A 26459-nucleotide genomic window follows, 5' to 3' on the forward strand; every position below is an offset into this window, starting at 1 on the left:
TCATCTTGATATATTTCACAGTACATGGGAGAACGAGAACAATCTGAAGAGGTGAACATTTATGACGCATGAAGATCAAGCGTATATCGGCCCGGAGGCCATCGTGGCAAAACGACGGCAGTACGGCTACCCCTGCACGGCTAATTTCTACAAAGAGCCGCCTCAGATCGTCAGCGGAAAGATGCATAAACTTTACGGCCATGATGGCAAAGCGTATGTCGACTTCTTCACGGGGGTGTCGGTTGTCGCTTGCGGTCACTGTAATGAAGCCATTACTGCAAGAACAATTGAACAGTTGCAGAAGCTGCAGCATACGTCAACCATTTACCTTACCCAGCCGATGACGGATCTGGCGGAGCGGTTGGCAAACGGCGTTTTGCCTGGCAATCTAAAGCGTTCGTTCTTCGTGAACAGCGGCTCCGAAGCGAATGAAGGCGCACTCCTTCTCGCGCGTCTGCACACGAAACGTCGCAACTTTCTGGCGCTGGAACACGGCCTTCATGGCCGCACCTTCCTGACCATGAACGTGACCGGCATTCCGATGTGGCGTGCCGATGATTTCCTGGACCAGGAGGTGACTACGTTTATTCCGCGTCCTTATGATCCTGCCATGGATCAGGATGCTGCCGCTCGCCGCTCCCTGGATGCGTTGGCGAGTGTGCTCGCTGCGAAAGGAGACACCTTCGCCGCAATGATCGTAGAGCCGATCCAAGGCAACGGGGGAATGATCGTACCGCCGGATTGGTATTTCCATGAGCTGAAGATGATGCTGGAGGAGCATGGGATTCTTCTGATTGTCGATGAAATCCAGACAGGCTGCGGCCGTACAGGACGCATGTTCGCGATCGAGCATTACGGGATCGTGCCCGACATTCTGACCATGGCGAAGGCACTAGGCAATGGCGTGCCCATCGGCGCTTTCTCCACGACTGATGAGATTGCCGCCAGTCTAAACCGACCATCCGCCTCCACTTTCGGCGGCAACCCGGTGTCATCGGCCACGGCGCTTGCCGTATTGGATTACATCGAGCAGGAAGGTTTGGTCGAACGTTCTCTGCGTGTCGGCGGACGGCTCATCGATGGTTTGAGGGAGCTGCAGGGCCGATACGAGCTGATCGCCGATGTCCGAGGCAAGGGCTTTATGGCCGGGGCCGAAATCCGGGGAGCGACAGACGAGGAAAGCGCAGCATGGACGGATATCATTCTGGAGCGCATGAAGGAAGAAGGATTCATTATCGGCAAAAATGGCATCGGCCGAAACGTGCTGGCGTTCCAGCCGGCCATGATGATTCCGGAGGAAGAGATTGAAGCGATGCTCCGCGCCTTGGATAAGGTGCTGGCAGGGTTATCCCAAACGTAAACGAATGAGGTTGGATCCATGCAGATGATTTATAAAGTCGTTCATAAGACCAAAATGTTCGGAGAACTCGTGATGTTCTCCCACACGCTGTTCTCGCTGCCCTTTGCGATCATTTCCATGATCTGGGCCGCGGGCGGCGTACCGTCATGGCATGTCATGCTGTGGTCGTTGATTGCGCTGGTTGCCGCACGCAATGGGGCCAATGCCTTCAACCGGATCGTCGATATGAAGTTCGACGCCGCGAATCCGCGAACGGCGAACCGCCATATGCCGAGAAAGCTTCTGCTGCCTCGTGAAGTGTACGTGTTTGTCATCGTTAACTTTGCCATCTTCATTCTCGCGGCAGGGATGCTGAACCAGCTCTGCTTATGGCTCTCACCGGCAGCGATTATACTGATCTGCTCGTACTCGTACACGAAGCGCTTCACCTGGCTGTGCCATCTGTACCTGGGCTTCACGATTGCTTCGGCTCCGATCGGGGCTTGGTTTGCCGTAACGGGGCAATTTGCCTTCATTCCGTTTATCATCGGTACCGTTGTGATGCTGTGGATCGCGGGCTTTGATATCATTTACGCAACACAGGATATCGAATTCGATCGCAGCACCGGCTTGTGGAGCATTCCCCGCACGTTTGGGTTAGAGGGCGGACTGCTCATTTCCAGAATGCTGCACGGGATTATGGTCATCCTGCTGGTTTCCCTTTACTTTATCCAAGGCTTGGGCTGGCTCTACTTGACGGGAATTGCTGTCTCCGTGATACTGCTTGCCGTGGAGCATCGCATCATCAAGCCTTCCAGCCGCAGGCGGATGCATCTGGCATCCTATAACCTGAATCAGGTGATTAGTTTGACGATTCTGCTCTTTACCTTGGCCGACCAATTTTTGCTCGGATAAAAAAACTCCCTTCGACTGCCAGCCCGCATACACGGGCCATATGGCACTCAAAGGGAGTTTGATTTTTATTGACCGGCCTTTAAGATGGCAAAGCCATAGGCGGGCAGCTTCACGGTCAACTGGCCTTGCTTCGCACTAAGGCCTTCGCCGTTCCACAGGTTCGTCCACTGATGATCCAGCACAGGGACGGTCATTGTGTTGCCCGCCTTGTCGTTGTTGACGGCAATGAGGATCGTTTCGTTGTCGTCCTCGCGCAGGTACGCGATTTTACCGCCGTTCTTCTCGGCCTTCAAGAATTTGAAGGTTCCCGTACGGAGAGCGGAATGCTCTTTGCGGAGCTTAATCAGCGTTTGATAGAAATGGAACAGGTCCTTATCATGCTTGGACTCATCCCATTCCATGCATTTGCGGCAGCCCGGATCGTGCCCGCCGTCCATGCCGATTTCGTCGCCGTAATAGATACAAGGCGTGCCGAAATACGTGAACTGGAACATCGCGGCAAGTTTCATCAAGCGTTTGTCGCCGTTCGCCTGCGTTAACAGTCTTGCAGTGTCATGGCTGTCCAGCAGGTTGAACATCACTTCGCTGGCTTGTCTTGGGTAACCGGCAAGCTGTTTGCCAAGCATGAAGGAGAATTTCTCGGCATCGGCGGTACGATTGATGAAGAAGTCCAGTACGGCATTCGTGAACGGGTAGTTCATGACAGCGTCAAACTGGTCGCCTTCCAGCCAGATGGAGGATTCATGCCACACCTCGCCAAGGATGTAAGCATCCGGGTTGGCTTTTTTCACGACTTGACGGAATTCGCGCCAGAAGCTGTGCCCTACCTCGTTGGCTACATCCAAGCGCCAACCGTCGATACCCGTTTCCTTGATCCAGTACTCGGCTGCCTTGAGCAAGTAAGCTCGAACTTCCGGGTTCTCCGTGTTCAGTTTCGGCATCAGCGGCTCGAATGCAAAGGTATCGTAAGTTGGGATGCCATCCACCACTTCCAGCGGCAGGGAGCGAACGTAGAACCAATCCTTATATTTGGAGTTCATACCGTTCTTCTGCACGTCAACGAACGGCGCAAACGTTCTGCCGGAATGATTGAAGACTGCATCCAGCAAGACGCGGATCCCGCGTGCATGGCACAGATCGACGAGTTTCTTCAGCGTGTCCTTGTCGCCGAACTGCGGATCGATTTCCATATAGTCTTCGGTATCGTATTTATGGTTTGTTGTTGCCGTGAACAGCGGAGTGAAATAAATCGCGTTAACGCCGAGCTCGCTTAGATAATCGAGATGGTCGATAACCCCCTGAAGATCACCGCCGAAGAAGTTTTTCGGCGTCGGTTCGGCACTGCCCCAAGGCAAAGCGCCTTCCGGGTCGTTGCTTGTATCCCCATTCGCGAAGCGTTCCGGGAAGATTTGATAGAAGATCGCATCTTTGACCCATGCAGGCGGGTGAAAAACGTCATCCGGATTGATGAACGGGTATTCGAACAGGCGGTCCGGATTGGCCGGCGGCTCCGTCAGGAAGTCATATTCGGTCATCCAGCGTTTCTCGTCGCCCTGCTGGAGCAGGAAGCCGTATTTCAAGCGGCGGTAAGGAGGGGTTGCCTCGCACTCCCAATAATCGAACATTTCATCCGAGGACAGCTTGGTCATCGGAATGTATTCCATCGTCTGATCCCACAGGTACTTGTCGCCTGCGAGGGCGTACACCTCGGTAATGTCGCCTTTTTTGGTGCGGATTCTGAGATGGATGGTCGTACCGTTATAGGCATAGGACCAGTTTTTACGCGGACGGTGATAGATGGCTTCCAAGAACATCGATAATTCCTCCTTAAGTAAGTGAAATTAAAAAAAGGCACAGCCAGGACTATGAATAGCCGAGGTTGTACCTTTGTAAGATAACATTGCCTTTAAATTATGAGGTTTGGATCTGGATGACTATGAATTCATTCGTTATTTAAAAATATACCATGCGCTCTTGGCGTATACAAGCCCTATATCGAAGTTGCTAATGCTATGCAGCAGCCAGCAGCAGGATGCAGATTTTCAAGCGGGATTCTGCCGGCGGGGCAGGTCGTAAGGAAAGAGCGGGCGTTTGTTGTATAATATAAGGACAAGGATAAGCCTGACAGTGCAGATACGTATTATAGGAGGACAGTCACATGCAATACGACGATCAGATGAAAAACCGGATCAAGCGGATTGAAGGACAGCTTCGCGGCATTTTGAAGATGATGGAAGAGAACAAGGACTGCAGGGAGGTCATCACGCAATTATCCGCTTCGCGTACGGCGATCGACCGGACCATTGGCGTTGTTGTCAGCTCCAACCTGGTGGATTGTGTACGGCAGGCCGAAGCGAACGGTGAGGATACGGAGAAGCTTGTGCAGGATGCCGTTAATCTGCTCGTGAAGAGCAGGTAAACGTTTGAATAGCAGGCAGGGTGAAGGTCTGGATGAACCGCTCCCCTCAGGTATCCGACTCATGATGGAACCGCTTGAATTTAGCGGAACCCTCGAAATTGAACATGCACCTGAACGCGAAAGGATCACCTGCCGTTAAGGGGTCTGGCAAGGGCTGGGAAATTTGTAAACGGACAAAATGGGTAAAGATAAGATGATGGTTTTTCTTAAAGGAGGGTACTCAGATGTCTGTGAACGAACAAATTATACTAGCCAAAAGGCCGCAAGGCATGCCGGATGAGTCGGATTTTACCTTTGAGGAGCAGCCTTTGCCCGTTCCGCAAGCTGGAGAAGTCCTGGTACGGACCGTATACTTGTCGGTGGATCCGTATATGCGGGGCAGAATGAGTGATGCCAAAAGTTACGCGAAGCCCTACGAGGTAGGACAGGTTATCGCTGGAGGCGCAGTAGGGCAGGTGATGGAATCGACGGACCCGACCTATCGGGAAGGCGATTTTGTTGCAGGAACATGGGGCTGGCAGCGCTTTGCCGCCGTGCGGACCGGAACACTGCGTAAGGTCAACCCGGATCTGGCACCCGTATCGACCGCCTTGGGTGTGCTGGGGATGACCGGTTTGACTGCCTATTTCGGACTGCTGGATATCGGTCAGCCGAAGGAAGGCGAGACGGTGGTGATATCGGGTGCCGCAGGCGCCGTAGGCATGATTGTCGGGCAGATTGCCAAGATCAAAGGAACCCGGGTGATCGGTATTGCCGGTTCTGAAGAGAAAACCAAGTACCTGACGGAGAAGCTGGGGTTTGATGCAGCGATCAATTACCGGACCGAAGATCTGGCATCGGCTTTAGCGGAAGCTTGCCCGAATGGGGTGGACGTCTATTTTGACAATGTCGGCGGTGAGGTTTCCGATGCGGTGCTGCGTCTTATCAACAAAAATGCACGGATTCCGATTTGCGGCCAAATTGCACTCTATAACCTGGAGAAACCCGATACGGGTCCGAGAATCCAGAGCCTGCTGCTGACCAATACGGCACTGATGAAGGGCTTCCTGGTCGGCGACTACGCCAGTCGGTACAATGAGGCATTGCATGAACTGGCCGAATGGCTGAGGGATGGTAAAATTCAGTACGCCGAACATATCGTCGACGGTTTCGAGAAGACCATTGAGGCGTTTCTGGGGCTCTTCTCCGGGGAGAATCTCGGGAAGCAGCTGGTGAAGGTAAGCGAAGAGCAAAGCTAGTCTTTTGACAGACAAAAAATAAAAGAGTGTCGAATTTACGCACTTCGCAAGCCTCCGCATACGGGAGCTCTGCGAGCGGAAGGGTCATAGCCTTCCGGCTTGCGTGATCATCGGCACTCTTTTTTTGCGCAGAAACGAAGTGGTCGCCTTTGCCCCCGGATTTTTAACCATGATATGAATGTATCGAAGAAATCTGGGGGCAACAGCGATCGGAAGAATAATCCGCATTCGTAATGATGCTTAGGCTAAGAATCTTTAGTTCAACTTATATAGTTAACGATGGAACATGTCCGCTATATAGCCGCTTCTGGTGTCGTAAATTGCTGATACTGGCGATACATCGAAATGCGCCAGTGGACAATCATGCCGTAAGCCAGCATGAAGAACAACGCCGCGGTCTGCGGGATGGAAATATGCTGCTCGATATATCCGTGGAGCAGAAGCCGGATTGCCAGCAGGCCGAGCAGAATGTAAATAAAGCTTTTCGATTTCTGCATGAAAATCTGGCCATCGACCTTCTCGAATTTGGTGCTGCGAATCAGTGGATAGGAGAAGATGAACCAGCCTACCAGAAAGGCAATACCCGCCCACCATATGGGGATGCGTACTTGCGGCTCAACGAACATCAGAAACCCGGTGCTCATGGCAACGGGAGGGATGATGATCTTCTTGACGGTGACGGGGCGGTGACTCGCTTTCATTCGAATGAAAATAACGGTCAGTGCCATAACCAGCATCACAATCGTAGAGCCTATCTGAAGAATTGGGGAATCGAAATTAACCACAATTCAGAACCTCTTTCCATAAATAAAATGACATGACAATGTGCTGCCTTCTGATTATAGCACATTCTGATGCCAGGCAAAATCAGGCAGGTGCGGGAGGAGCAGCGCTATTAGCACCAGCTGTCTTTAAGGCTGGAGTCCATCGATGAAAATCCGGATCATAAAATCCAAGCTTTCATCTACATCCAAATCCATGGCGAATTGACCCCCACGTTCCAGAGATGAGAAGCCATGGCACAGGCTGCGAAGTGTCCGCACAGCATGCAGCGCCTCCGGCTCACTGAGCTGGTAAGGAGCTAAGATTTGGAGCAGAAGCTCGACAATCTGATTGCCTACTTGCTGCGTCTCCTGCTGTTCCGGACGGAGAGGCTGCAATGCGGCTTCGTATAATCCGGGGTGAGATCTGGCAAAGTCAACATAGGTAAGGCATACAAAACGCAGGGCATCTTCGCCTGACCGGCCGGCGACAGCCTTCAGCAGCCGATCATGCAATGTCTGGAGGCCATACAGCATAAGGGCGGCATGCAGACCGGGCAGTCCGTCTACGTGGTTATACAGGGAAGGCGACCGAACGCCCAGCTTACCTGCAAGTGCGACCAAGGTTACGGTATGAAGCCCATCCTGATCCGCTAGTTCGGCAGCGGTTTGAAGCAGTTGAAGCCGGTCAATTCCGGGTCTCGGACTCATTTTGCATTCCTCCTCATAATAGATTCCGCATGCGCAACGGCCTGCTGCATGGGAGCCGCCGGATTCTTTAGCATCCGTCCATGGCCGACAGCCAGAACGGCGGGCTTCCGTGCGGTTAGCATTTTGGCGCTTTCCAGAGCCAGATCCTTGCTCCAGGTTGCCAGGGCAGGGAAGGGAAACCAGGGCTTGAACACACCGGATACGGCTAATCCGCCCCGTGTCTGCCAAGCATCGCCGGCAATCAGGATACCGCTGCGCTCATCAAGGAATGCCATATGCCCCGGCGTATGTCCGGGAGTGGCGATGGCCTTGAGCGAACCAACGGATTCCCCGTCACCCAGAAGCACATCCGGAACGGTGGTTATGTTCTTGGGAATATCTCCGCGAATCGGAGTTTGCAGCTCTCCAGGTTGGAGCTCGGCATTTCCCTTTAGCAGCAGTGCATCACGCCGCGAGATGTAAACCGAAGCATGCGGAAGCTCTTTCTTTAACCCGTCGAGCGCCCCGACATGGTCGCCGTGAGCATGGGTCAGCACGATCCGGGTGATGGGCTTTCCTATAGCGGAGGCCGCTTGAAGAATTCCCTTTTGGGAAAATGACATGCCTGTATCAATCAGCGTAACCCCGTCGTTTTCTTCTACAAGATAGACATTTACCGGGAAAAGACGAGGAAGAAAAGAAATTTGAGTTACGTGTTCAATCGTTGTTATTAACATAATACAATTCCCCTCTCATTCAAAACTAATCATATTAGTATAATAACTAATGATATTAGTTTTATCAAGCCTGAATTTTAACATTTTCATGAATAGGCTTGTTTACCCCCTGAAATTTTTATAAATTTACCAAATTTTGAGTGCAATTTTCATCATTTTGAGTTACCATAAAGATAGATATACGGAAAAAATTGTAGATTATTGAGATAAAGGGTGAGGGGCGGACGACATGGATATTTTCAAACGCATCGTACTTCTGATGGTGATGTATGCCTTCTCCGCGGTACTTCTGTATGTAGCCAGTCAGCACACGCCATATCTGCTTCCTGTCATCTGGCTTTCTGCGCTTATGCTGCTGTTATGCGGCATCGGATATCTAGGATACCATTACTTTTTTAAAGGACGCAGAAAACGAAGTTAATCGAGAGATACGTTCAAGTCTGCCTGCCAGGGCGGACTTTTTTTGTGTGGAAAATAAAAAAACCGTTTGAATCGCTTCGCAGTCTTATATACAGAGATGAATACAAACGAGGTAGGTCGGAGGGGAAGGGTAATCGGATGATGGAAAATAAAGAGCTTGCGGCTGCCGCCTGCAGAGGGGACGAGGAAGCGTTCTATGCACTCGTTACGGAGCACCGAAGGCGCCTATACGGAATTGCGTACAGTTATTTGCATAACGAGAGTGACGCACTGGAGGTATTGCAGGAGACGGTATGCCGGGCTTGGATGAAGTGCCGGAAGCTGAAGCATCCGGAGGCATTTGTTCCTTGGCTCATTCGGATCCTGATTAACTGCTGCGTGGATGAGCAAAAACGAAAAAAGCGCATGGTTCCGGTTGAAGAAGTTCACAGCCGGGAGACGGCTACCGAGATGGTCAGCGATAGCAAGCTGGATCTGGAGCGTGGGCTCAGCCGCATGAAGCCTAAATACCGCCATGTGCTGATTTTGAAATATTATCAGGACATGACGATTAGTGATATCGCCAAGATTCTCGATGTTCCGGAGGGTACAGTCAAAACCCGGCTGTATCAAGGATTAAAGATGCTTCGGCAAAAAATCGAGCCAGGAGGTGCCATATTCCATGTTTGAGAAGGAAGAGCGAATGCTGAAGGAGATGAATAGGGACGCGGAGATCAGCGCAGCTGTTGTATCCGATGAAGCATTGGACGCGGCGGTGCGAAGCGGGATGCGAAGAGGACGGCGCACGCAGCGGGGCCGGGCACGAATGGCTACCGTCTCTGCCGTGCTTGTAACCGTAGCGGCTGCGCTGCTGTTCGTGGTATGGAGCGGGAACGAAGGGCTGGTGAATCCTCAAAAGCAAATGGCGGCTCAAGGGCCGTATCCGCCATTGACCGGGTTTGATTTCGGAGAAGATATTACGCTGAATACAGCCAACAAACACGGCATGATTCAGCCGGTGAATCAATCGGTGACCAAGGGGGATTATACGGTAACGGTGAACGGGATACTTGTAGGCTCCCAGCAGATGGAGGTGTTCTATACGGTCCAAAACCATGCGGAGAATCCCGCAGACTTAAAGAGGGTGGAGATGAAGCGCCGGGAATCCAGCGAATCGCTACCTTACAGTATCGGGTCATCTGGTGGAACTGAGATTAAGCCCGGCAAACTGTTCCGTTCACGATCAGACATTCAGATGGGCGAGAATCACCTTATACCTGAGGAACTGACGTTATCTTTTAGGATCGCCCCCTATTCGACGAATACGGTTTATGAATCCGCTACAGAGAACGAGCAGGTGCTCGATATTAACGTATCCGTTGATATGGAGACCGTTCAGAAGTATACCAGCACCGTTCCGCTCAACAAAATGCTGCAGATTGAGAGCCAGAGGTTCTATTTGAAAGAAGCTGTGTTGTCTCCTGTCGGAATCGTCTTGAAAGCGAACGTCCCGTCCAGTAATACGATGAAGGTAACCGGCTTATGGGATGTATATTTGGAAGCTGTGGTTAACGGCGAGAAGATCAGATTGAACAGTGATTCCGCATTCTTACCCGGTGCCGGGGGAGGGGATATGACTTACTTCTTCGACAGCAATATATTGGAGAAGCCAGAATCAATCACGCTGAAAGCAAGCGGATTCCAGGCGGTGGACCCCTCGAAGATGAAACTCGTGGTGGATACGGATAAGAAAGAGATCATCCGTTCACCGGACGGCGACCTTCGGTTCGGAGAGTACACGGGGCATACCCTGACATTTGAATACGAAGAACAGACTGACCGGCATATGGGCAGTGTGTCAATTGAGCCGGAGTTTGTGGATGGAGAGGGGAAAAAGCATAGGATCAATGAAGATGCTGGGGGGCTCAGTTCCTCGTCCCGATCCTCTTCGGATACCGAGGTAAGCCTCATCACACAGTATATCCACCTTAAACCCGGGGATTACCCGCAGCCGCTCACGTTTACGTTAAGCAGCTACCCTGGTGTCATGGAGCAGGCATTCGAGGTGCCGATTCAATAAATTTAGAGATGCTGAAAGCTCATCAGGATAACCACAACGCCGAATGCGATGGTCATTTTGCCGGCGCGAATAAGGAACCGCCCCCGACCATGTTGGCCGGAGGACGGTTCCTTTTTTCATTTATGATATCTTGTATCATGGGATTGATTACACGATTCCCTATGCTCGGTAGAGGAGCTGCCTTCAGGTCCCTTAGCATCCAGGAGTTCAATGAGCGCTTTGGGCACCCCGTTAAGCAGCAGCCACTCACGAAGCGTTTCGATGGCGCGGATATGGCCATTTCCTTCATCCCGCCAAGTCAGCAGCTCGACGACCTTGATGACGAGGAGCATCAGTTCCATTTTGTCATGCTCGGTTTGATCCGCGCGGATTTTTTGGAATACGGCTTCTTTCTCCCAATCTAGCAGGATCTCTTCCCCAATGGTTGGTCTCATGAGTGAATAGCTATAATCGCACTGCGGGCAGAGTACCGTGGTGAACTGTTCTGATTTGAACGTAACCCCGATATCCGCTTGGCACTGACGGCAGTGAAATTGGACTTCAATTGCTGAGTTTGTTTCCATGTCTATGATGCCTCCTTCGAAGAGAAAGGTATCTACTTATACCCATTAGTCGGTAACTATGACCCATCTTCCGATGAAAGAGGCGCATGAAACATGAAGAAGGAACCGTCAAATAGAGGCGATTCCTTGAGGATCCAAGCCTAAAATCAGCGTTTCCTTCTATGCGTACTTTTAACATGGGTAAGCACATTATATAGGAAAGCCAGAATGCCCAGCGTTACCAGAACGCCGCCAACAGCAATGACCGGCTCTACCGATTCCATACCGCTTACCAGCAGTGCGAGACCGATCATCATGACAGGCAGACCGATATTGTGCAGCCAGAAATGCACTTTGCCTGCGGTGGATTCTCCGGCTGCGGGGAACAGAACATAAATAACACCTGCAAGACCCAGGGATGCCCAGCCCAGAAGGTTGACGTGTGTGTGAACTGAGGCGTAATCGTAGCTGTGGGAGATCGACATGTACATGCCGAGCAATATCCCCAGTACGAAGTATACAGCGGCGATCTTGATTAATTTAACACCCATATAAGCCCTCCTCTTATGGATTACTACTATGATATATGTCAGCTATGGTGAAGTAGACCAAGAGGGAGGAAGATTTAATGAAGAACGATGTGTTTTATAGCCAGCAAAAAAAGAAACCGTGAACTCCCTCGCCGGGAAATTCACGGTTCATTTGTACGATTCGTTATGCCAGTGACCTATTCAAGCTCCAGCACATCATAGATCAGCCATTTGCCTTCGGCTTTCTTGAGCCAGTAAAGAGAGGTCGAACGGATGATTTCACCGTCTGCATCATCGCTTTCTTTGGCATAAACAACGGCGTCTTCCCCTTGGAAAAAGACCGTCCGAATCTCCTCGGACTTGATGTTGAAATTTACCTCATCAAAGATGCCTTCCGCAATGCTGGTTCGGAATATCTCGTGGTAGGCTGATTCCGGATGAATAACCGACATAAGCAGCGGACCATCCTCCTCATTGAAGCCCTTGGACTGGGTGTCAATGGTCGTCACGATGGCTGTTTGTTCCGCTACCGGCACTTCTGGACGAGCTTCCAGCAGTTCATCTCCGACCAAATATTCCGTCTCGTAATGGACCAGATCATAGATTTTCCATGCTCCCGAAGCATCTTTCTTCAAGAGATTCTCATAATGGAGTGTAGCATCCCAAGCAAAAGGTCCGCCGGTGCGGTCGAGGGTCACGCTGGTGTAGGCATGGATTGACGTTCCGGCTACCGTTACTTCCCATACATCAGCAGATACATGCAGATCGTTCTTAAATTGGCTCTGATAATATTCTTGCATTTCCGCAAAAATAGGAGATTTCGGATGGAAGGCGCTCATGACAGCATCCAGTTTCTTGGCACTTCCAGCTTCTTCAATTGTATGGTAAAGCTTCTTTACCTCATCGGTGGCTTTATCGATTGAACCCTCGCGGTCGATCTTGATGGTACGTGCCTTGGAGTCCCACTTCACGGGCAGTCCGGTGGCTTCAGCTACGAAACGAAGGGGAACCAGCGTGTTGCCGCCATCGGTGAATGGGGCAATCTGAAGCGAGGTTTTTGCACCATTGACATAAGCGGTTTTCTGTCCGATGGTCATCTGCAGCTTCTGATCGAGGTATGTACCCGTCACCTGTTTATTCGTGCTGTTCCAATTGACTTTATAATCCAAGGCCTGGAACAGAGGGCGGAATTGCACGAAGGTGACTCCATTCTTCATAATAGGCGCTGCCTGAAATTTGATTTCCTGGTTATCGAGGTAGACCCGGATATTCCCTTGATTCTTTGCCGGAGCTGCTTGCGCCGCAGTAGCGAGCAAGAACAGGAAAGCGATCGTCAGTAGGCTGATTTTTTTCTTCAATTGGCTGTCATCTCCTTCAACGAATGATAGAATAGAGTGGTAATTGTGGTAATCGTACATGATAAAACCAATGCTAGCAATACATTTCTTTATGAGTAATAATTGGTAGAGCAACGCGGGACGGCTTGCCGGATCGAATTGAAAAAAGGCGGTAAGCGCGGAGCCCTGATGGGTAATACATAATAAGAATTAGACCGGTTCACCGGATCATTCATTAGACAAAGGAGTGGATCACATGACAGCAGGACAGGAACTGATATTTTACATAGGAACCTATGGTTCGGAGGAAGAGAATCGAATTCATTGGGGGGCGATGGATCGAGGTACGGGCGAGCTGCGTATCTTAGGTGGTACGGCTGGAATAGAAAACCCTACCTATCTGGATTTCGATGATTCGATCTCTGTATTGTATGCAGCGAGCGAGAAGGGCGAAAGCGATGTGTCGGCTTATTCGGCCAATCTGGTCACCGGTGAATTAACGCTGCTGAACGTTCAGTCTACCGGCTCGTCCGGTGCATGTCATGTATCCCGTACATCGGACGGGAAGTATCTGCTTACGACAGGGTATAGTGATGGACATATATCGGTGCTGGCATTAGAAGAAGACGGCCGGGTTGGAGAGCTGGCCTCCAAGATCAAGCACAGCGGACGCGGCCTTCACGATGACCGTCAATCCGAAGCTCATCCGCATTCAATATTTGAAGACCCCGTCAGCAAGTATATCGTGGTCAGTGACCTGGGCATGGATGATGTGAACCTGTATCGGCTGGAGGAAGGCAAGCTGGTGACCCACCGCGAGATCAGTTTGCCGCCAGGCTCGGGCCCGAGGCATGTGTCTTTTCATCCATCAGGCAAGTGGGTGTATGGCACGAATGAACTGAACAGTACGGTAACGGCATATGCAAACGATGGAACATTTGGGGATTTGAAAATATTGCAGCATATATCGACCTTACCAGAAGACGTCGTGATGGATAACAACACATCTGCCCATCTGCTGGTATCTCCATGCGGGCGTTATCTGTACGCCTCCAACCGGGGCCATGACAGCATCGTTCAATATGTAATCGACCAGGAGACCGGTATGCTCCGTGCCGTCAACTGGGTGTCTTCCGGTGGTAAAACGCCGCGCCACTTCAATATCATGCCGGACGGCTTCCTGCTGACGGCGAATCAGGACAATGGTTTGATCGCAAGTTATCGGATCGATCCGGACACGGGCAACCTGGTTTCTACGGGCTATACACTAGAAGTGACGCGCCCGGTATGCATCTGTCCCGTGGAGAAGGCGAAAGCTAATAAACGTTAACGTATATAAAGAAGAAGCAGCTCGAAGACCCGAAAATGGGACTTGAGCTGCTTCTTTTGTTAAGCGTTCTGCCGGTAGCACTGACTAGAACGCGGTGTTCAATCTCCAACTAGCGAGGAAGCTGGCTGCAAGGTTATAGGAATTCATTGGTTTAAAGATTCATTCCATGAATCATTAATGCGCAAAGATATGATTGCCGATCTGCAGCACTTGCGGTCTGGACCAGATCCATTGGCTGGTTGCTGTTTTCGGATTGAAATAATAAAGGGATTCATAAGTCGGATCCCAGCCGCGAACGGCATCCAATGCGGCAAGATAGGCAGCCCGGTTCGGAGTCAACCAGTATTGTCCGTCATCTACGGCTGTAAAGGCCCCTTTTTGAAAGACGACGCCCCGAATATCATTCGGAAATTCGCTGGATTGAATGCGGTTCATGACAACAGCCCCGACGGCAACTTGTCCTTTGTAAGGCTCACCGCGGGCTTCGCTATAAATGACTCTGGCCATGACATCCATTTCGGATTGATTTAACGTATATTTTTTCAGCTGTCTCCAGGTTTGTGCGCCGGTAACTCCATCGGCTGGCACACCGTATTCTTTTTGGAAACGGGTAACGGCTGTTTTCGTGTTTGCGCCATATTTGCCATCCAGCGGCTGCGTGTAGAAGTCCAGCGTTTTCAGGCGATATTGAAGCTCCCAGACATCCCCGTTTTCATTGCCAGGCTTTAACACCGGAGCTGCCTCCGTCGTTTGGGCAAATACAGGCATGAACAGAAGAATACTAAGGAAAAGAGCAGAAATTATTTTTCGATTTGGCTTTGTTATGGTGATCAACTCCCTTTGGGGTAGAATTATAAGGTTGGAAGCGGGTTCATACAACCATCAGTAAATGGAAGTCCGCGTCGTGACTGCGTTCGTTGCACCAAAAATGGTTCTATGGTCCGTGTGGTCCTAAACTTGAAATTTTTTGAAAAAAGGTTTGACAGCAGGAGAGGGACTTATTACAATAGCAACATAACATACTAAACAGGTAGGAATTATAATGTATTGTTCTCACCGTATCGACGGAGGAACGCTCGAAGACTAAGAGCAGGCACGGTTGCAAACCGGCTTGACTCTGTTCTGATGAGCTTTCCTCCGTCTTTTTTTGCCATACGGCCTGTTTAGTAGAGAATAATAGGGGGAGTGATCCATATGAAAAAGGTGTTGAAGCAAGGGGTTCTCATCGGATTAACAGTGATGCTGACGGCGGCACTTACAGCTTGCGGTGCAGAGAAAACAGAGACAGTCGCAACCGCCAATGGAGACGCGCCTGCTTCGGGTTCAAGCAAGCCGAGCGTGGAACTGCTCAATGTTTCTTACGATCCGACCCGAGAGTTATATGACCAATACAATAAAGCATTCGCGGCGCATTGGGAGAAGGAACAAGGCCAGAAAGTAACATTTAAGCAATCGCACGGGGGTTCAGGCAAGCAAAGCCGTTCGGTTATCGACGGTTTGGAGGCGGATGTGGTGACACTGGCCCTCGGATACGATATCGATGCGATCCGTCAGGCCGGATTGATCAATGAAGGCTGGGAGAGCAAGTTTGAGCATAACAGTGCGCCTTATACCTCAACCATCGTTTTCCTCGTCCGCAAAGGCAACCCGAAAGGCATCAAGGATTGGCCGGACCTGATCAAGGAGGGCGTGGAGGTGATCACGCCGAACCCACAGACCTCCGGCGGTGCTCGGTGGAACTACCTGGCGGCGTGGGGGTACGCACTCAAGGTTAACAATAACGATGAAGCGAAGGCACAGGAATTTGTGAAAGAGCTGTTCACCCACGTACCGGTGCTGGACAGCGGAGCCCGCGGTGCGACAACCACTTTTGTAGAGCGCGGAATCGGGGACGTGCTGTTGGCTTGGGAGAATGAAGCTTATCTCTCGATTAACGAGCTGGGACCCGACAAATTCGAGATCGTGAATCCGTCCGTCAGTATTTTGGCGGAGCCTCCGGTTGCCGTCGTGGATAAGAACGTTGACAAACGTGGGACCCGCGAGGTAGCGGAAGCCTACCTGCAATATCTCTACAGTGAAGAGGGGCAGACGATTGCGGCTGAGAACTACTACCGTCCAACGCTTGCCAGCGTGGCTGACAAGTACAAGGAGAAATTCCCGGCTATCGAGTTGTTTACGCTCAAGGATGTGTTTGGAACATGGGAAGAGACACAAACGAAGCATTTCAATGACGGCGGCATCTTTAATCAGATTTACGTGCCAGGCAGCTGATCGGCATAACCGCCGAAGGCAGGAAAGGATGAGTGGATATGGCAGTACTCCCCGTACAGAAGCAAAGCAGAAACAATCGCAGCGTACTCCCGGGTTTTGGAATCGGCATGGGACTGACCGTCCTTTATATGAGCTTGGTTGTGCTCGTGCCGCTGTCGGCGCTGCTTCTCAATCAAACCGGACTAACCTGGGAGAAGTTCTGGTCGGTTGCAACCGATCCGAGGGTACTGGCCTCCTACCGGGTTAGTCTGACGACAGCGGCGCTGGCCGCATTCGCGGATACGATATTGGGGCTGCTGCTGGCTTGGGTGCTGGTGCGGTATGATTTCCCCGGCAAAAAATTGTGGGATGCCCTGATCGATTTGCCCTTCGCCCTGCCAACGGCAGTAGCGGGGGTGGCTTTAACCGCGATCTATTCCGCTAACGGCTGGATTGGATCGCTGCTGGAGCCGCTGGGGATCAAGGCGGCATTTTCTCCCTTAGGCATCACGCTGGCCCTCATGTTCATCGGCATACCGTTCGTTGTGCGGACGGTACAGCCGGTGCTGGAGGACGCGGAGCGGGATACGGAAGAGGCGGCTGCAACGCTCGGGGCACGCCGATGGCGCACGTTTTGCACCATCATTCTGCCGACCTTGATTCCGCCGCTGCTGACCGGATTTGCGCTTGCTTTTGCCAGGGGCATCGGTGAATATGGCTCCGTGGTTTTCATATCGGGGAATATGCCGATGAAGACGGAGATTGCGCCGCTGTTAATCATGACGAAGCTGGAGCAGTTTGATTATGCCGGCGCGACGGCGGTTGCCTTGATCTTGCTGCTCATCTCTTTCGCACTGCTGCTTGGCATCAATATACTACAACATTGGACACGAAAAACCGCCCGTTAAGGAGGGGATACTAATGGCTGGAACTGTACCTGCCGTTCCTGCAGCGAAACGAAACACGCCGTCCTCTCCGGCGGCAGCGGAGAAGCCGTGGGTGAAATGGACATTCATAAGCTTGGCTGGGCTTGTGCTGCTGTGGCTTATTGTGCTGCCTCTGATTACGGTGATGTCCGAGGCGCTTAAGAAGGGCTGGGAGGTCTATGTAGCCGCCTTATCCGATCCTGATGCTCTTTCTGCGCTTCAGCTGACTTTACTGGTGGCGGCAATTGCAGTACCGCTGAATTCGATATTCGGCGTTATTGCAGCATGGACCATAACGAAGTTTCGATTTAAAGGCAAAAATCTGTTGATTACGCTGCTGGATCTGCCGTTTGCGGTATCTCCTGTGATCGGAGGTTTAATCTTCGTGCTGATCTTCGGGCGGCAGGGATGGTTTGGCCCTTGGCTTGAAAGCCATGATATCAAGATTATTTTTGCCGTGCCCGGCATTGTTCTGGCTACATTATTTGTCACGTTTCCCTTTGTGGCAAAGGAACTGATCCCGCTGATGGAAGACCAAGGGACGGAGGAAGAGGAGGCGGCAGTAACGCTGGGCGCCAAGGGCTGGCAAATATTCTGGAGGGTCACCCTGCCCAATATTAAGTGGGGGTTATTGTACGGCATCATATTGTGTAACGCCAGAGCCATGGGCGAGTTTGGGGCCGTGTCCGTTGTATCCGGCCATATCCGCGGCGAGACCAATACGCTGCCCCTTCATGTCGAAATTTTGTACAATGAGTATCAGTTTTCGGCATCGTTCGCGGTGGCCTCATTATTGCTGTTATTAGCCGTCGTAACCCTGCTGCTGAAAAATTGGTTTACGCGAAAAAATGCCCATTGACAGTGGTTTCCAACCCATGCTAATGTTAATTCATACTATGTAGGTTGGAAAAGAATGAATAATGCACGCGTGCAGGTAAAATGTCACTTCGACTTGTGGGGATGAGTAATATATTTGGGCTTTGCCCGGTGAGGAGGCGTATCCATGGCTAAACCTTTAAAAGTGGATGAAATGTGGCTCGAACGCATAGCCAGCCTGCTGAACGACATGGAATTCGGTTCGCTGCAAATTGTAGTGCATGAGGGTCAAATCGTTCAGATGGAACGAACGGAGCGCAAGCGTTTCGAGAATACGGCCTCCGGAGCGGTCAAGACGTCAGGACCGTCCCGGGCAGCCGGCCAACAACGAAGAACGAATGCAAGATGATCCCTAAAGGGTTATCGAGTACCGAGAGAAGAATTCCCTTAGATGCCATAAGCACACTTTACCCAGTAGCCTTTGGGGAACACCCTGAGTGTTAACCGATGTAGACTATAGGAGTGTGCTTCGGTAATCATACGGGAATTCTTTTTTTTGTATGAACCCAGGGATCCAGGATTGTGGTAGGTAAGAGCGTAATATCGGGTAATGACTGCCTGCCGCACAAGGATTGCGAAGATATAATAACAGCCCGGCCGTTGAATTCGGCACGGGCTGTATCTCGTAATATTCATGTCGTTGTTACCTTATCTGGATCGCAGAGGGCTGTTAGTGATCTCTGGATCGCAGGAACCTCCCGTCTCATTAAGAGGGGCACTCTCTCCCGTAGGATGAAGGAATTGTTCCATTAGTTCCGGGTGTCCGGCATAGGGCCGTTCACGGCGCTTACGGGTGGCTGTAACCCGGAAACCCGCCAGATACAGCAAGCATTGGGTAGCCAAAACGTATGGTGAGGCCTCGTTCCAGATCAGATTAAACAGGGCTGAAGCTACAATCAGCAGATGCAGTATGGTATAGATCACACCATGCGTTCTTCTTCTGGAATCCATCAATAGTCGGTAGAAGGAGATTGTGGCAATCATGTTGGAGAGCCATAAGCACCATACCTCGGGGTTTGTCCAGGCAGGGGATTGCCTTAGTTCCTGGACGAGAATCGTCGTCCATAGGATCGCGGCACCCAGTGAAAGGGCAGGTACGGCAGGTTTCAAGAGCAGCCACAATCCCATACCCCAACCGGGTTTCTCGAGCCGCCCAACCAGTTCGTCGCGCTCCTTCATAAGTCTGTTGATCTCGCGGTCCAGCAGCTTGTGAAGCGTTGTTAATCTGGATTCATCACGATCGCTAAGAAAGGTATCAATCTGTTCGTGGAGCTCCCGCGTCAACAGGTCAGCGGATTTGCATTCCTGCAGAAGCCGGATCAACAGGTCGTCGGGGACAGCCGTTCGGGTCGGTCGATTGATGAGGGTTCCCAGTGGTCCGGCCAGTCTGGTATAAATCGTCAAGGATTGACGAATGCGAGCGAGTGAATCCTTCCGTGCACCCAATAGCCGGGATGCACTGTATATGTACAGGCCCGAAAATATTGCAGTGGCAAGAAGCACGGCCACGAGCGTGTCCAGTGAGCCCAAGATATCAACCATCCATTCCGTAAGGGACAAGCGGACCCCTCCTTCAATATTCTACCTTTCACTATTGCACAACAAGGGAGGGATTTCAAGCCGATTCGGTAACAGGCAGCTAGGGAGAGCATAGGGGGTTGCGTATAACGTTACGTCATATCCTATAGTCATCTTAGGAGGGGATTGAAGTGAAACGAAAAAAAGGATGGGTGATCTTAGGTAGCATTCTCATTGCGATACTAGCTATACTGACGGTAATAGGCTTTCTATTCAGAGATGAGGGGTCGTTAAGCGGTTTTATTACAGAGGATGGGCAGAAGGAATATGCGGTGGCTTATGATGAGGCGATGAATCACTTACCAGAACCGGTTGAATCGATTAAGGTTAATACCGATTTTGGCGTGGTGCAGCTCTACAAGTTCCGGGAGAGCGATACACCGTATAAAACACCCTTGTTACTGCTTCCCGGAAAAGGATCTGCTACACCCATGTGGGAGGCCAATCTAAGCGGTTTTTTAGAACACCGGCCTGTATATACCCTTGATTTGATAGGAGAGCCGGGTTTAAGCACAGAAACCAGACGGATTGAAACTGCTGCGGACCAAGCAGCATGGTTAGGGCAAGTGCTGGATCAGCTGCCGGAATCAGAGATCCACCTGTTAGGGCTGTCGTTCGGCGGGTGGAGTGCGGCAAATGTGGCGCTCAAGCATCCTGAGAAGATTCAATCGCTCATATTGCTGGACCCTGTCTATGTGTTTGGCCCCATTCCACTGAAAATGATACTGGTATCCATTCCGGCGTCTGTGCCCATGGTGCCCAAACCGATCCGGGAGAAAATGCTCAGCTATATATCCGGCGGGGCTGAAGTTGATGACAGCGACCCGACCGCCAAATTAATCGAAACCGGTATGCGGACATTCAAGAGCAAGCTGCCCATGCCGGAAGCCATCAAGCCTGAACGATTAGCTGAGCTGACGATACCGGTGCTCGGTATTTTAGCTGGACAATCGACGATGCACCATGCTGAAAAGTCGTATCAAACGGGGATGGATTCCCTGAAAGACCCTAATAGCGAGATGGTCGTATTTGAAGATGCCTCGCATGCAATTAACGGGGAATACCCTAAAGAGTTACTGGAAACGATAGAAGCTTTTTTAGCAAAAATCGAGTAAGGGACGGGAAGGGATGGGTTCATGGGAAGAAAATATTCCGTAAAAGAAATCAGTCAATTGTCGGGAATAACTCCGCGAACCATTCAGTATTACGATAATGAAGGAATTCTTAAGGCGGAGCGAGATGAGCTGGGACATAGAGTATATTATGATAAGCAGCTGTATGTACTTGAACAGATTATGTTCTATAGAGCCATCGGTTTCTCTTTAAGCAAGATCAAAGAACAATTGATCGTGGGCACGGGGGAGCAGGATATCGAGACCATTTTAGATTATCAGGAGTCAGTCCTTTATTCACAGAAAGAGAGCATTCAAGCCAAGCTTGACGGATTGCATGTCGCAAAGGAAATGATGAAAGAAGGGTACAACGTACCCTGGGAGCTGTTAGCCCATCTCATGCGTTCGTTGAATGAGGTCGATATGTCGGCTTGGAAAGAATACGAATTTTCGGAGGAAGACTCGCGGCTATTTCAAAAAGTATTTAACTCTGAGCAGGCGGCATTGGATTTTTACAATACGTTCCGAAAAATATCGCTGCAAGCTGCAGCTTATAAGGCCTCAAACGTTCCCGTCGAGTCCCGTTTAACCAGGACCTTGGCCCAAGAATGGCATCGGATGGTTCAACGTGTGACACATGGCGATGAACAGATTCATGCTGCCTTCTTAGCGGTCGATAGAAATCGGGATCAATGGAACGCTGGAGAGCGTCAGCTTGTAATGGAAGCAGAACAATATTTGCAGGACGTCTTGAAGCGCTATCCTGATCGTGAATGAGCTGCATTACAGCTCGGGTTCTGCTTCCTATGCAGGAAGCTTAAATCGTATTCTACTGTTTACACGGCTAATCGTTTTTTTCTTGGCAAACAATTTTTCCTCAAGGCAACATAAGAGACCGAGCCGCATATAGTATATGAATAAGACGGTAGCATCGAAAGAGAGGGAGGGGCCGGGGTGATGGAAGTGCAGGTAAAAAAAGCGCCGCTGCAACGCGCGAAATTGACGGTCGGTTATGTACTGCTTCTCATGTTGACGGTTTAAGAGCGATCAGGCCTTTACCCGGGTGGAGAGGATGAGTTCCTTCATCTAAAAATATAAAGATGGCGCCAGAGGAAACACCCTCTTGAAACGCCATCTTTTTTATTCCTATTATGAAATAATCGCGATGTTATCGATCGGAGTCATGTAATGCCTTCCAGTACCTGTAGTCATGAATGGCGAACCCGGAGAACGAAGGGTGCTTCTCCGCTTTGATACATACTTTGGACAACTGCTCTTCCATATAGGACGTGCCTTCCTCAAAAAAGGTAATATAAGCTCCCTCATTGCTCGATTTGGTCTCTACGGCAATCAGGGCTTCCTTGCCAAGTTCATCGGCTTCCTTAAGCTCGGCAGCAGCGACGCTGTAAATGTTATCTGCCTGATCACGATAGGCCATAATGACAACCTGGTCGAACTGCTGGATCATCCACCGACTGATCGACATCGACTGATCCGGCAGCTGGTAGCCATGCAGCCAGAATGTCATGTCAGAACCGATGGGTAGATTCATTGTGTGCGCTTCATGGACCAGATAGCGGACGCTCGCTTGCCATTGCTTTACCAAGGAGGGCTGGTTTGTTTTCCACTCGGCCAGCACATGTGGTTCGATATCGACATGAATGCCGGTGAAGCGCTCATTCGGAGCAGCGGAAGCCTGATATGCAGCGGTCCATTGAATGAAAGTTTCTAATCGATGACGCTCCGTTTCCAGCGCCCAGTTAGGCGCGCCGCCAAGGGCATGAACCTCGATCCCCTGTTCACCTGCTTGGCGGATAAAGCTGCGATAATATTCGGGCCGAACATCACGGTTCATCTGCAGATAGAGCACATTGACGCCTTGACTGGTGGCGAAATTCAGAATGTCATCAGCCGAATCTTGAATCTGCGGGGTATCCCAGAACCAGGTTGCCTTCTGGCGGGATTCGGCTGCAGCCGCATCAGGCTGAAGGGAGAAGCTGCTTAGCAGTAGACTGCTTGCGAGACAGAGGGCCAGCAAGTGGACGTATTTTATTTTCATTGTATGGATAATCTCCTTTACATTACGATAACGTCATAGAAAAACGACAAATTCCAGCAAACACACGACCTTAGTAATGCGAATTAAGTCATTATGCAATATATATACATTCATAAAAATGCATCTATGTATTCTATCGGTGAAAATAATATTGTGATACATAGGTCTAAAGATCTATTGTTTTGAGGAAAAATGAACGAGTGGAGTTTGAAGAGGTCTGTAAGGGGATAAGTAAATAGGAGGTGCGACAGCCCGGAACGGCTATAGTTGGCACTAGGTGTTTATAATACTACTTAAGATTCAGTAAAGAGCCATTCATCACCAGGGGTGATATAGTATAATTTCTAAGCGAAGGAGCGATGAACATGAAGGTAGCATTAATTGGAGCAAGCGGAACGATCGGGAGACGAATTACGGAGGAAGCGCTGCGCCGGGGGCACGAAGTCATGGCGGTATTGCGTAATCCGGATCGATTGGATTCAGAGCATGAACGATTAAAGAAAGTCAAAGCGGATGTCATGGACCCTTCATCATTAGAAGAGGCGATTCAAGGGCATGATGCTGTCATTAGCGCTTTTGGTCCGAAGTTCGGCCAGGAAGAGGAGCTCGTTGCAGCCGCACGCACGATTGTAGAGGGAACGAGACGCGGCGGCGTTACCCGTCTATTGATCGTTGGCGGTGCTGGCAGCTTGATTGCCGATAGCGGCGTACCGCTTATGGACACCCCGGAATTTCCGGAGGAGATCAGGCCGCTTGCCCGTGCGCATGCGGATGCTTACGACCTGTATAAGGAAAGCGATCTGGAATGGACGTATGTCAGTCCGGCGGCGATCATCGAGCCGGGGAAACGCACCGGACAGTTCCGGATCGGCATGGATCGCCTGGTGACCGATGATAGTGGAAGCAGCCGAATTTCGGTTGAAGATTTCGCGGTAGCCGTGATCGACGAGCTGGATGATCCGCAGTTTATTCAGTCCCGTTTTACTGTTGCTTATTAATAGAGGGACATCCTGAGTCGACGGAACGTTTGTGTAGGATATATCGAAGCAAAGGGGGGAGCTTGGATGTATGTTGTAACGTCTGAACAGATGAGGGCACTCGACAACCATACGATTCATCGAATTGGTATTCCGGCGATTGCGCTGATGGAGAATGCGGGTAAGGCGATTGCCGAGGAAGTTCTGAAGCTGTGCCTAGAGCGTGATAGAGTGAGCTGCTCCCTTTACACTGCAGGTGCTGTGACCGCAGGAAAGTCTCGGTCATTCATACGGGATGATGGGTGGCAAGAACGGCTCTCATTACCGGAGCATTCGGAAGTGGCGGAGGCTCCTACCGGGAATGATCATGCTCTGGTGATGAGCCGCCCGTCGCCTGTCATCGACGGAGAGGCTCGATTGCCCACCGCGCTCGCGGCGCAGCAGCACTGGCTCATTCTGGTGGGCAAGGGCAATAACGGCGGCGACGGGGTGGTCGCCGCTCGGCATTTGCGTGACGCCGGCATACGCGTCACGCTGCTCTATGCCGCCGAGCCGTCCGCGCTTACCGGCGAGGCGGCGGTGCAGCGGGATGCCGCGGCAGCGCTCGGCATCCCGGCTCTGGTCCACGGCCGTGAAGCCGTGGACTACGGCGCGTACACCGGCATCGTGGACGCGCTGCTCGGCACGGGCGCGACCGGCGCGCCCCGCGGCGCTTACGCCGCGCTGATCCAGGCCGCCAATGACAGCGGCCTGCCAATTGTGTCCGCGGATATTCCGAGCGGACTGGACGCCGATACCGGCGCGCGGCACGAGCCGTGCATCTCGGCCGCGGTGACGGTATGCCTCGCCTTCTTGAAGCGAGGCCTGGTGCAGTACCCCGGCGCCGAAGCGGCAGGACGGGTGGTGGTCCGCTCCATCGGCATTCCGGCATCGCTGTGCCGGGAGCAGGGCGTCAGCACGCATCTGCTCACCCCGCATGTGCTTCGGACCGAGTTGGGCGCGGACGTGTCCCGCTACCGCTCGCCGGACGGGCATAAGGGCACCTACGGTCACGTCCTGACCGTAGGGGGAAGCCGTACGATGAGCGGCGCAGGCCTGCTCGCTTCCCGGGCAGCGCTTCGCGCGGGCTGCGGCCTGGTGACCTGGGCGCTCCCTGCAAGCCTGGTGCTGCCGCTGAGCGGAGCTGCACCCGAGGTGATGCTCGCACCCGCCACAGGCGAAGAGAGCGGTGGCTACTGGAATGAGGCCTCTGCGGAACGGGTGCTGGAACTCGCCAAAACCCGCGATGTGCTGGCCGTAGGTCCGGGGCTTGGCCGCTTTGACGGAGATGCCAGGTGGCTCCGCCGTTTGTGGGAAGAATGGGAAGGGCCGCTAGTGGTGGATGCCGATGCGCTGAATATGCTGTCCGCAGCCGGTGATTTCAGCGCCTGGGAGCCGCGCGGTGCGGCAACGGTGCTGACCCCACATCCGGGGGAGATGTCCCGGATGCTGGATATCCCTACCGCCGAGCTGCAGCAGGACCGGATCGGTGCCGCCGCAGGGTTTGCGACCGAGCACGGGGTTACCCTCGTGCTCAAGGGGGCGCATACCGTCGTGGCTTCGCCGGACGGACAAGCCTACATCAACCCAACCGGCACCTCCGGCATGGCGACCGGAGGCACCGGGGACGTGCTGACCGGCATCATTGCCAGCCTGCTGGCGCAAGGATATGCCGGTCCGTCTGCAGCCGCGCTTGGCGTGTGGCTGCACGGCCGTGCCGGCGAGCGAGCCGCGCGGCACCGGGGACATCCTGCCTCGGTCATCGCCGGGGATGTCATCGCAGCACTTTGAAGCGAAGAACAAGGGAAGGGCCCTCGGAGGGCCCTTTTTGCATGGAAGAAAGCTATGGGCACTTGAATCAGATCACCCAGCACAAGAGGGGAACGGCCAAGGCAAAGAACGGGGTGGCCAGAGAATTGCTGGAGAACGTATGCTTTCCCCACAAGAAGAGCAGCAGTGTCAAGGCTCCCGCTGCTGCGCGAAGCCAGAGCTGCTCCGGATTCCCGCCTGTGGATAAGGCGAAGAACAGAAAACCGACCGCTCCGTACACGGCGGCTTGTTTACCCTTATGCAGGGAAGGCAGGAACGAGAGAATGGCATCCGCTGCAAGAGACGCGGTCAGCGCGTAACCGTATACCCAGTGCTCTTGCGGCATATAGAGGCCTAACCATTCCGAAGCTTGATCAGCGCTGGAAGGCCACACCCAATCAAGCAGGCTCAGCAGCAGCACAACGATGCCGGCACTGGCGAGCTTGTTTAATGCATAAAACCCCATGTCCATCCGGGCAGACCGTTTGGGAATTTCGGTGTTCATTGTACACATCC

Annotated in this window: 27 protein-coding genes; 16 read left to right on the forward strand and 11 right to left on the reverse strand. The window is 51.9% G+C overall.

Annotated features, from left to right (window positions below; genetic code table 11):
* Positions 1–61 precede the first annotated feature (61 nt).
* On the forward strand, positions 62–1360 hold the full coding sequence (locus MKY48_RS03320; protein WP_339270019.1) for an aspartate aminotransferase family protein: 1299 nt from the start codon (positions 62–64) through the stop codon (positions 1358–1360).
* Positions 1361–1378: 18 nt separating this feature from the next.
* Positions 1379–2254 (forward strand): UbiA-like polyprenyltransferase, encoded by an 876-nt coding sequence (locus tag MKY48_RS03325; RefSeq protein ID WP_339270021.1) that lies wholly within the window; start codon positions 1379–1381, stop codon positions 2252–2254.
* Positions 2255–2319: 65 nt separating this feature from the next.
* On the opposite strand, the gene MKY48_RS03330 is transcribed toward MKY48_RS03325, so the two are convergent.
* Positions 2320–4068, reverse strand: coding sequence for an alpha-glycosidase (locus tag MKY48_RS03330; protein ID WP_339270023.1), 1749 nt, complete (start codon positions 4066–4068; stop codon positions 2320–2322).
* Positions 4069–4412: 344 nt separating this feature from the next.
* Between MKY48_RS03330 and MKY48_RS03335 the strand changes: the two genes are divergently transcribed.
* Complete coding sequence (locus tag MKY48_RS03335) at positions 4413–4673, forward strand: metal-sensitive transcriptional regulator (RefSeq protein WP_076322276.1); 261 nt, start codon at positions 4413–4415, stop codon at positions 4671–4673.
* A gap of 224 nt (positions 4674–4897) precedes the next feature.
* Positions 4898–5911, forward strand: coding sequence for an NADP-dependent oxidoreductase (locus MKY48_RS03340; RefSeq protein WP_339270024.1), 1014 nt, complete (start codon positions 4898–4900; stop codon positions 5909–5911).
* 293 nt (positions 5912–6204) lie between these two features.
* Here the strand turns inward: MKY48_RS03340 and MKY48_RS03345 are convergent, their stop codons facing one another.
* The 3 genes from MKY48_RS03345 to MKY48_RS03355 all read right to left on the reverse strand — a co-directional run bounded on the left by MKY48_RS03345 (position 6205) and on the right by MKY48_RS03355 (position 8099).
* Entirely contained in the window at positions 6205–6696 is a 492-nt protein-coding gene (locus MKY48_RS03345; RefSeq protein WP_076322275.1) for a cytochrome c biogenesis protein CcdC, read from the reverse strand.
* 126 nt (positions 6697–6822) lie between these two features.
* A complete protein-coding gene (locus MKY48_RS03350; protein WP_339270026.1) occupies positions 6823–7383 on the reverse strand; it encodes a WHG domain-containing protein in 561 nt (186 codons plus the stop codon).
* Positions 7380–8099: an MBL fold metallo-hydrolase gene (locus MKY48_RS03355; RefSeq protein ID WP_339270028.1), complete on the reverse strand. Its 720-nt coding sequence runs from the start codon at positions 8097–8099 to the stop codon at positions 7380–7382. The genes MKY48_RS03350 and MKY48_RS03355 overlap by 4 nt, the downstream gene beginning before the upstream one ends.
* 229 nt (positions 8100–8328) lie before the next feature.
* Between MKY48_RS03355 and MKY48_RS03360 the strand changes: the two genes are divergently transcribed.
* The 3 genes from MKY48_RS03360 (at position 8329) to MKY48_RS03370 (ending at position 10578) form a co-directional block, all read left to right on the forward strand.
* Complete coding sequence (locus MKY48_RS03360) at positions 8329–8520, forward strand: hypothetical protein (RefSeq protein ID WP_076322272.1); 192 nt, start codon at positions 8329–8331, stop codon at positions 8518–8520.
* A gap of 137 nt (positions 8521–8657) precedes the next feature.
* Positions 8658–9188 (forward strand): sigma-70 family RNA polymerase sigma factor, encoded by a 531-nt coding sequence (locus MKY48_RS03365; RefSeq protein ID WP_339270030.1) that lies wholly within the window; start codon positions 8658–8660, stop codon positions 9186–9188.
* Positions 9181–10578, forward strand: a complete 1398-nt coding sequence (locus tag MKY48_RS03370) for a DUF4179 domain-containing protein (protein WP_339270032.1) — start codon at positions 9181–9183, stop codon at positions 10576–10578. The genes MKY48_RS03365 and MKY48_RS03370 overlap by 8 nt, the downstream gene beginning before the upstream one ends.
* 116 nt (positions 10579–10694) lie before the next feature.
* On the opposite strand, the gene MKY48_RS03375 is transcribed toward MKY48_RS03370, so the two are convergent.
* From MKY48_RS03375 to MKY48_RS03385, 3 genes are all read right to left on the reverse strand, one after another.
* The gene (locus MKY48_RS03375; protein ID WP_339270034.1) at positions 10695–11141 is read right to left on the reverse strand and encodes a hypothetical protein; all 447 of its coding nucleotides are present in this window, start codon (positions 11139–11141) and stop codon (positions 10695–10697) included.
* A gap of 146 nt (positions 11142–11287) precedes the next feature.
* Entirely contained in the window at positions 11288–11671 is a 384-nt protein-coding gene (locus tag MKY48_RS03380) for a cytochrome-c oxidase (protein ID WP_339270036.1), read from the reverse strand.
* 176 nt (positions 11672–11847) lie between these two features.
* A complete protein-coding gene (locus MKY48_RS03385; protein ID WP_339270037.1) occupies positions 11848–13008 on the reverse strand; it encodes a copper amine oxidase N-terminal domain-containing protein in 1161 nt (386 codons plus the stop codon).
* A gap of 235 nt (positions 13009–13243) precedes the next feature.
* On the opposite strand from MKY48_RS03385, the gene MKY48_RS03390 reads away from it, so the two are divergent.
* Positions 13244–14317, forward strand: a complete 1074-nt coding sequence (locus MKY48_RS03390) for a lactonase family protein (RefSeq protein ID WP_339270039.1) — start codon at positions 13244–13246, stop codon at positions 14315–14317.
* 174 nt (positions 14318–14491) lie between these two features.
* Here MKY48_RS03390 and sleB read toward each other — a convergent pair whose 3' ends face one another.
* Entirely contained in the window at positions 14492–15151 is a 660-nt protein-coding gene (sleB, locus tag MKY48_RS03395) for a spore cortex-lytic enzyme (protein WP_339270041.1), read from the reverse strand.
* 360 nt (positions 15152–15511) lie between these two features.
* Between sleB and MKY48_RS03400 the strand changes: the two genes are divergently transcribed.
* From MKY48_RS03400 to MKY48_RS03415, 4 genes are all read left to right on the forward strand, one after another.
* Positions 15512–16588: a sulfate ABC transporter substrate-binding protein gene (locus MKY48_RS03400; RefSeq protein WP_076322263.1), complete on the forward strand. Its 1077-nt coding sequence runs from the start codon at positions 15512–15514 to the stop codon at positions 16586–16588.
* 38 nt (positions 16589–16626) lie between these two features.
* Positions 16627–17475, forward strand: a complete 849-nt coding sequence (gene cysT / locus MKY48_RS03405; RefSeq protein ID WP_339270044.1) for a sulfate ABC transporter permease subunit CysT — start codon at positions 16627–16629, stop codon at positions 17473–17475.
* Between the two features lie 13 nt (positions 17476–17488).
* Positions 17489–18352 (forward strand): sulfate ABC transporter permease subunit CysW, encoded by an 864-nt coding sequence (gene cysW, locus MKY48_RS03410; protein WP_339270046.1) that lies wholly within the window; start codon positions 17489–17491, stop codon positions 18350–18352.
* A 144-nt stretch (positions 18353–18496) separates the two neighbouring features.
* The gene (locus MKY48_RS03415; RefSeq protein WP_339270048.1) at positions 18497–18718 is read left to right on the forward strand and encodes a YezD family protein; all 222 of its coding nucleotides are present in this window, start codon (positions 18497–18499) and stop codon (positions 18716–18718) included.
* 299 nt (positions 18719–19017) lie between these two features.
* Here the strand turns inward: MKY48_RS03415 and MKY48_RS03420 are convergent, their stop codons facing one another.
* Positions 19018–19929, reverse strand: coding sequence for a hypothetical protein (locus tag MKY48_RS03420; RefSeq protein WP_339270049.1), 912 nt, complete (start codon positions 19927–19929; stop codon positions 19018–19020).
* Between the two features lie 149 nt (positions 19930–20078).
* Between MKY48_RS03420 and MKY48_RS03425 the strand changes: the two genes are divergently transcribed.
* The gene (locus tag MKY48_RS03425) at positions 20079–21062 is read left to right on the forward strand and encodes an alpha/beta hydrolase (protein WP_339270051.1); all 984 of its coding nucleotides are present in this window, start codon (positions 20079–20081) and stop codon (positions 21060–21062) included.
* A gap of 21 nt (positions 21063–21083) precedes the next feature.
* Positions 21084–21836, forward strand: coding sequence for a MerR family transcriptional regulator (locus MKY48_RS03430; RefSeq protein ID WP_339270053.1), 753 nt, complete (start codon positions 21084–21086; stop codon positions 21834–21836).
* 391 nt (positions 21837–22227) lie between these two features.
* Here MKY48_RS03430 and MKY48_RS03435 read toward each other — a convergent pair whose 3' ends face one another.
* A complete protein-coding gene (locus MKY48_RS03435; protein ID WP_339270055.1) occupies positions 22228–23118 on the reverse strand; it encodes a hypothetical protein in 891 nt (296 codons plus the stop codon).
* Positions 23119–23483: 365 nt separating this feature from the next.
* On the opposite strand from MKY48_RS03435, the gene MKY48_RS03440 reads away from it, so the two are divergent.
* The gene (locus tag MKY48_RS03440; RefSeq protein WP_076322255.1) at positions 23484–24116 is read left to right on the forward strand and encodes an NAD(P)-dependent oxidoreductase; all 633 of its coding nucleotides are present in this window, start codon (positions 23484–23486) and stop codon (positions 24114–24116) included.
* 66 nt (positions 24117–24182) lie between these two features.
* Positions 24183–25925, forward strand: coding sequence for an NAD(P)H-hydrate dehydratase (locus MKY48_RS03445; protein ID WP_339270058.1), 1743 nt, complete (start codon positions 24183–24185; stop codon positions 25923–25925).
* A gap of 67 nt (positions 25926–25992) precedes the next feature.
* Here MKY48_RS03445 and MKY48_RS03450 read toward each other — a convergent pair whose 3' ends face one another.
* Positions 25993–26448 (reverse strand): hypothetical protein, encoded by a 456-nt coding sequence (locus MKY48_RS03450; RefSeq protein ID WP_076322252.1) that lies wholly within the window; start codon positions 26446–26448, stop codon positions 25993–25995.
* Positions 26449–26459: the final 11 nt, after the last annotated feature.

The sequence above is a fragment of the Paenibacillus sp. FSL W8-0187 genome (assembly GCF_037969755.1).
Classification (GTDB): domain Bacteria; phylum Bacillota; class Bacilli; order Paenibacillales; family Paenibacillaceae; genus Paenibacillus_AQ.

What these genes read in the sequence shown, in the direction of transcription:
- MKY48_RS03320 (WP_339270019.1), top strand. Translation starts at nt 62, where the DNA reads ATGACGCATGAAGATCAAGCGTATATCGGCCCGGAGGCCATCGTGGCA.
- MKY48_RS03325 (WP_339270021.1), top strand. Translation starts at nt 1,379, where the DNA reads ATGCAGATGATTTATAAAGTCGTTCATAAGACCAAAATGTTCGGAGAA.
- MKY48_RS03330 (WP_339270023.1), bottom strand. Translation starts at nt 4,068, where the DNA reads ATGTTCTTGGAAGCCATCTATCACCGTCCGCGTAAAAACTGGTCCTAT.
- MKY48_RS03335 (WP_076322276.1), top strand. Translation starts at nt 4,413, where the DNA reads ATGCAATACGACGATCAGATGAAAAACCGGATCAAGCGGATTGAAGGA.
- MKY48_RS03340 (WP_339270024.1), top strand. Translation starts at nt 4,898, where the DNA reads ATGTCTGTGAACGAACAAATTATACTAGCCAAAAGGCCGCAAGGCATG.
- MKY48_RS03350 (WP_339270026.1), bottom strand. Translation starts at nt 7,383, where the DNA reads ATGAGTCCGAGACCCGGAATTGACCGGCTTCAACTGCTTCAAACCGCT.
- MKY48_RS03355 (WP_339270028.1), bottom strand. Translation starts at nt 8,099, where the DNA reads ATGTTAATAACAACGATTGAACACGTAACTCAAATTTCTTTTCTTCCT.
- MKY48_RS03360 (WP_076322272.1), top strand. Translation starts at nt 8,329, where the DNA reads ATGGATATTTTCAAACGCATCGTACTTCTGATGGTGATGTATGCCTTC.
- MKY48_RS03365 (WP_339270030.1), top strand. Translation starts at nt 8,658, where the DNA reads ATGATGGAAAATAAAGAGCTTGCGGCTGCCGCCTGCAGAGGGGACGAG.
- MKY48_RS03370 (WP_339270032.1), top strand. Translation starts at nt 9,181, where the DNA reads ATGTTTGAGAAGGAAGAGCGAATGCTGAAGGAGATGAATAGGGACGCG.
- MKY48_RS03375 (WP_339270034.1), bottom strand. Translation starts at nt 11,141, where the DNA reads ATGGAAACAAACTCAGCAATTGAAGTCCAATTTCACTGCCGTCAGTGC.
- MKY48_RS03380 (WP_339270036.1), bottom strand. Translation starts at nt 11,671, where the DNA reads ATGGGTGTTAAATTAATCAAGATCGCCGCTGTATACTTCGTACTGGGG.
- MKY48_RS03390 (WP_339270039.1), top strand. Translation starts at nt 13,244, where the DNA reads ATGACAGCAGGACAGGAACTGATATTTTACATAGGAACCTATGGTTCG.
- MKY48_RS03400 (WP_076322263.1), top strand. Translation starts at nt 15,512, where the DNA reads ATGAAAAAGGTGTTGAAGCAAGGGGTTCTCATCGGATTAACAGTGATG.
- cysT (WP_339270044.1), top strand. Translation starts at nt 16,627, where the DNA reads ATGGCAGTACTCCCCGTACAGAAGCAAAGCAGAAACAATCGCAGCGTA.
- cysW (WP_339270046.1), top strand. Translation starts at nt 17,489, where the DNA reads ATGGCTGGAACTGTACCTGCCGTTCCTGCAGCGAAACGAAACACGCCG.
- MKY48_RS03415 (WP_339270048.1), top strand. Translation starts at nt 18,497, where the DNA reads ATGGCTAAACCTTTAAAAGTGGATGAAATGTGGCTCGAACGCATAGCC.
- MKY48_RS03430 (WP_339270053.1), top strand. Translation starts at nt 21,084, where the DNA reads ATGGGAAGAAAATATTCCGTAAAAGAAATCAGTCAATTGTCGGGAATA.
- MKY48_RS03435 (WP_339270055.1), bottom strand. Translation starts at nt 23,118, where the DNA reads ATGAAAATAAAATACGTCCACTTGCTGGCCCTCTGTCTCGCAAGCAGT.
- MKY48_RS03440 (WP_076322255.1), top strand. Translation starts at nt 23,484, where the DNA reads ATGAAGGTAGCATTAATTGGAGCAAGCGGAACGATCGGGAGACGAATT.
- MKY48_RS03445 (WP_339270058.1), top strand. Translation starts at nt 24,183, where the DNA reads ATGTATGTTGTAACGTCTGAACAGATGAGGGCACTCGACAACCATACG.
- MKY48_RS03450 (WP_076322252.1), bottom strand. Translation starts at nt 26,448, where the DNA reads ATGAACACCGAAATTCCCAAACGGTCTGCCCGGATGGACATGGGGTTT.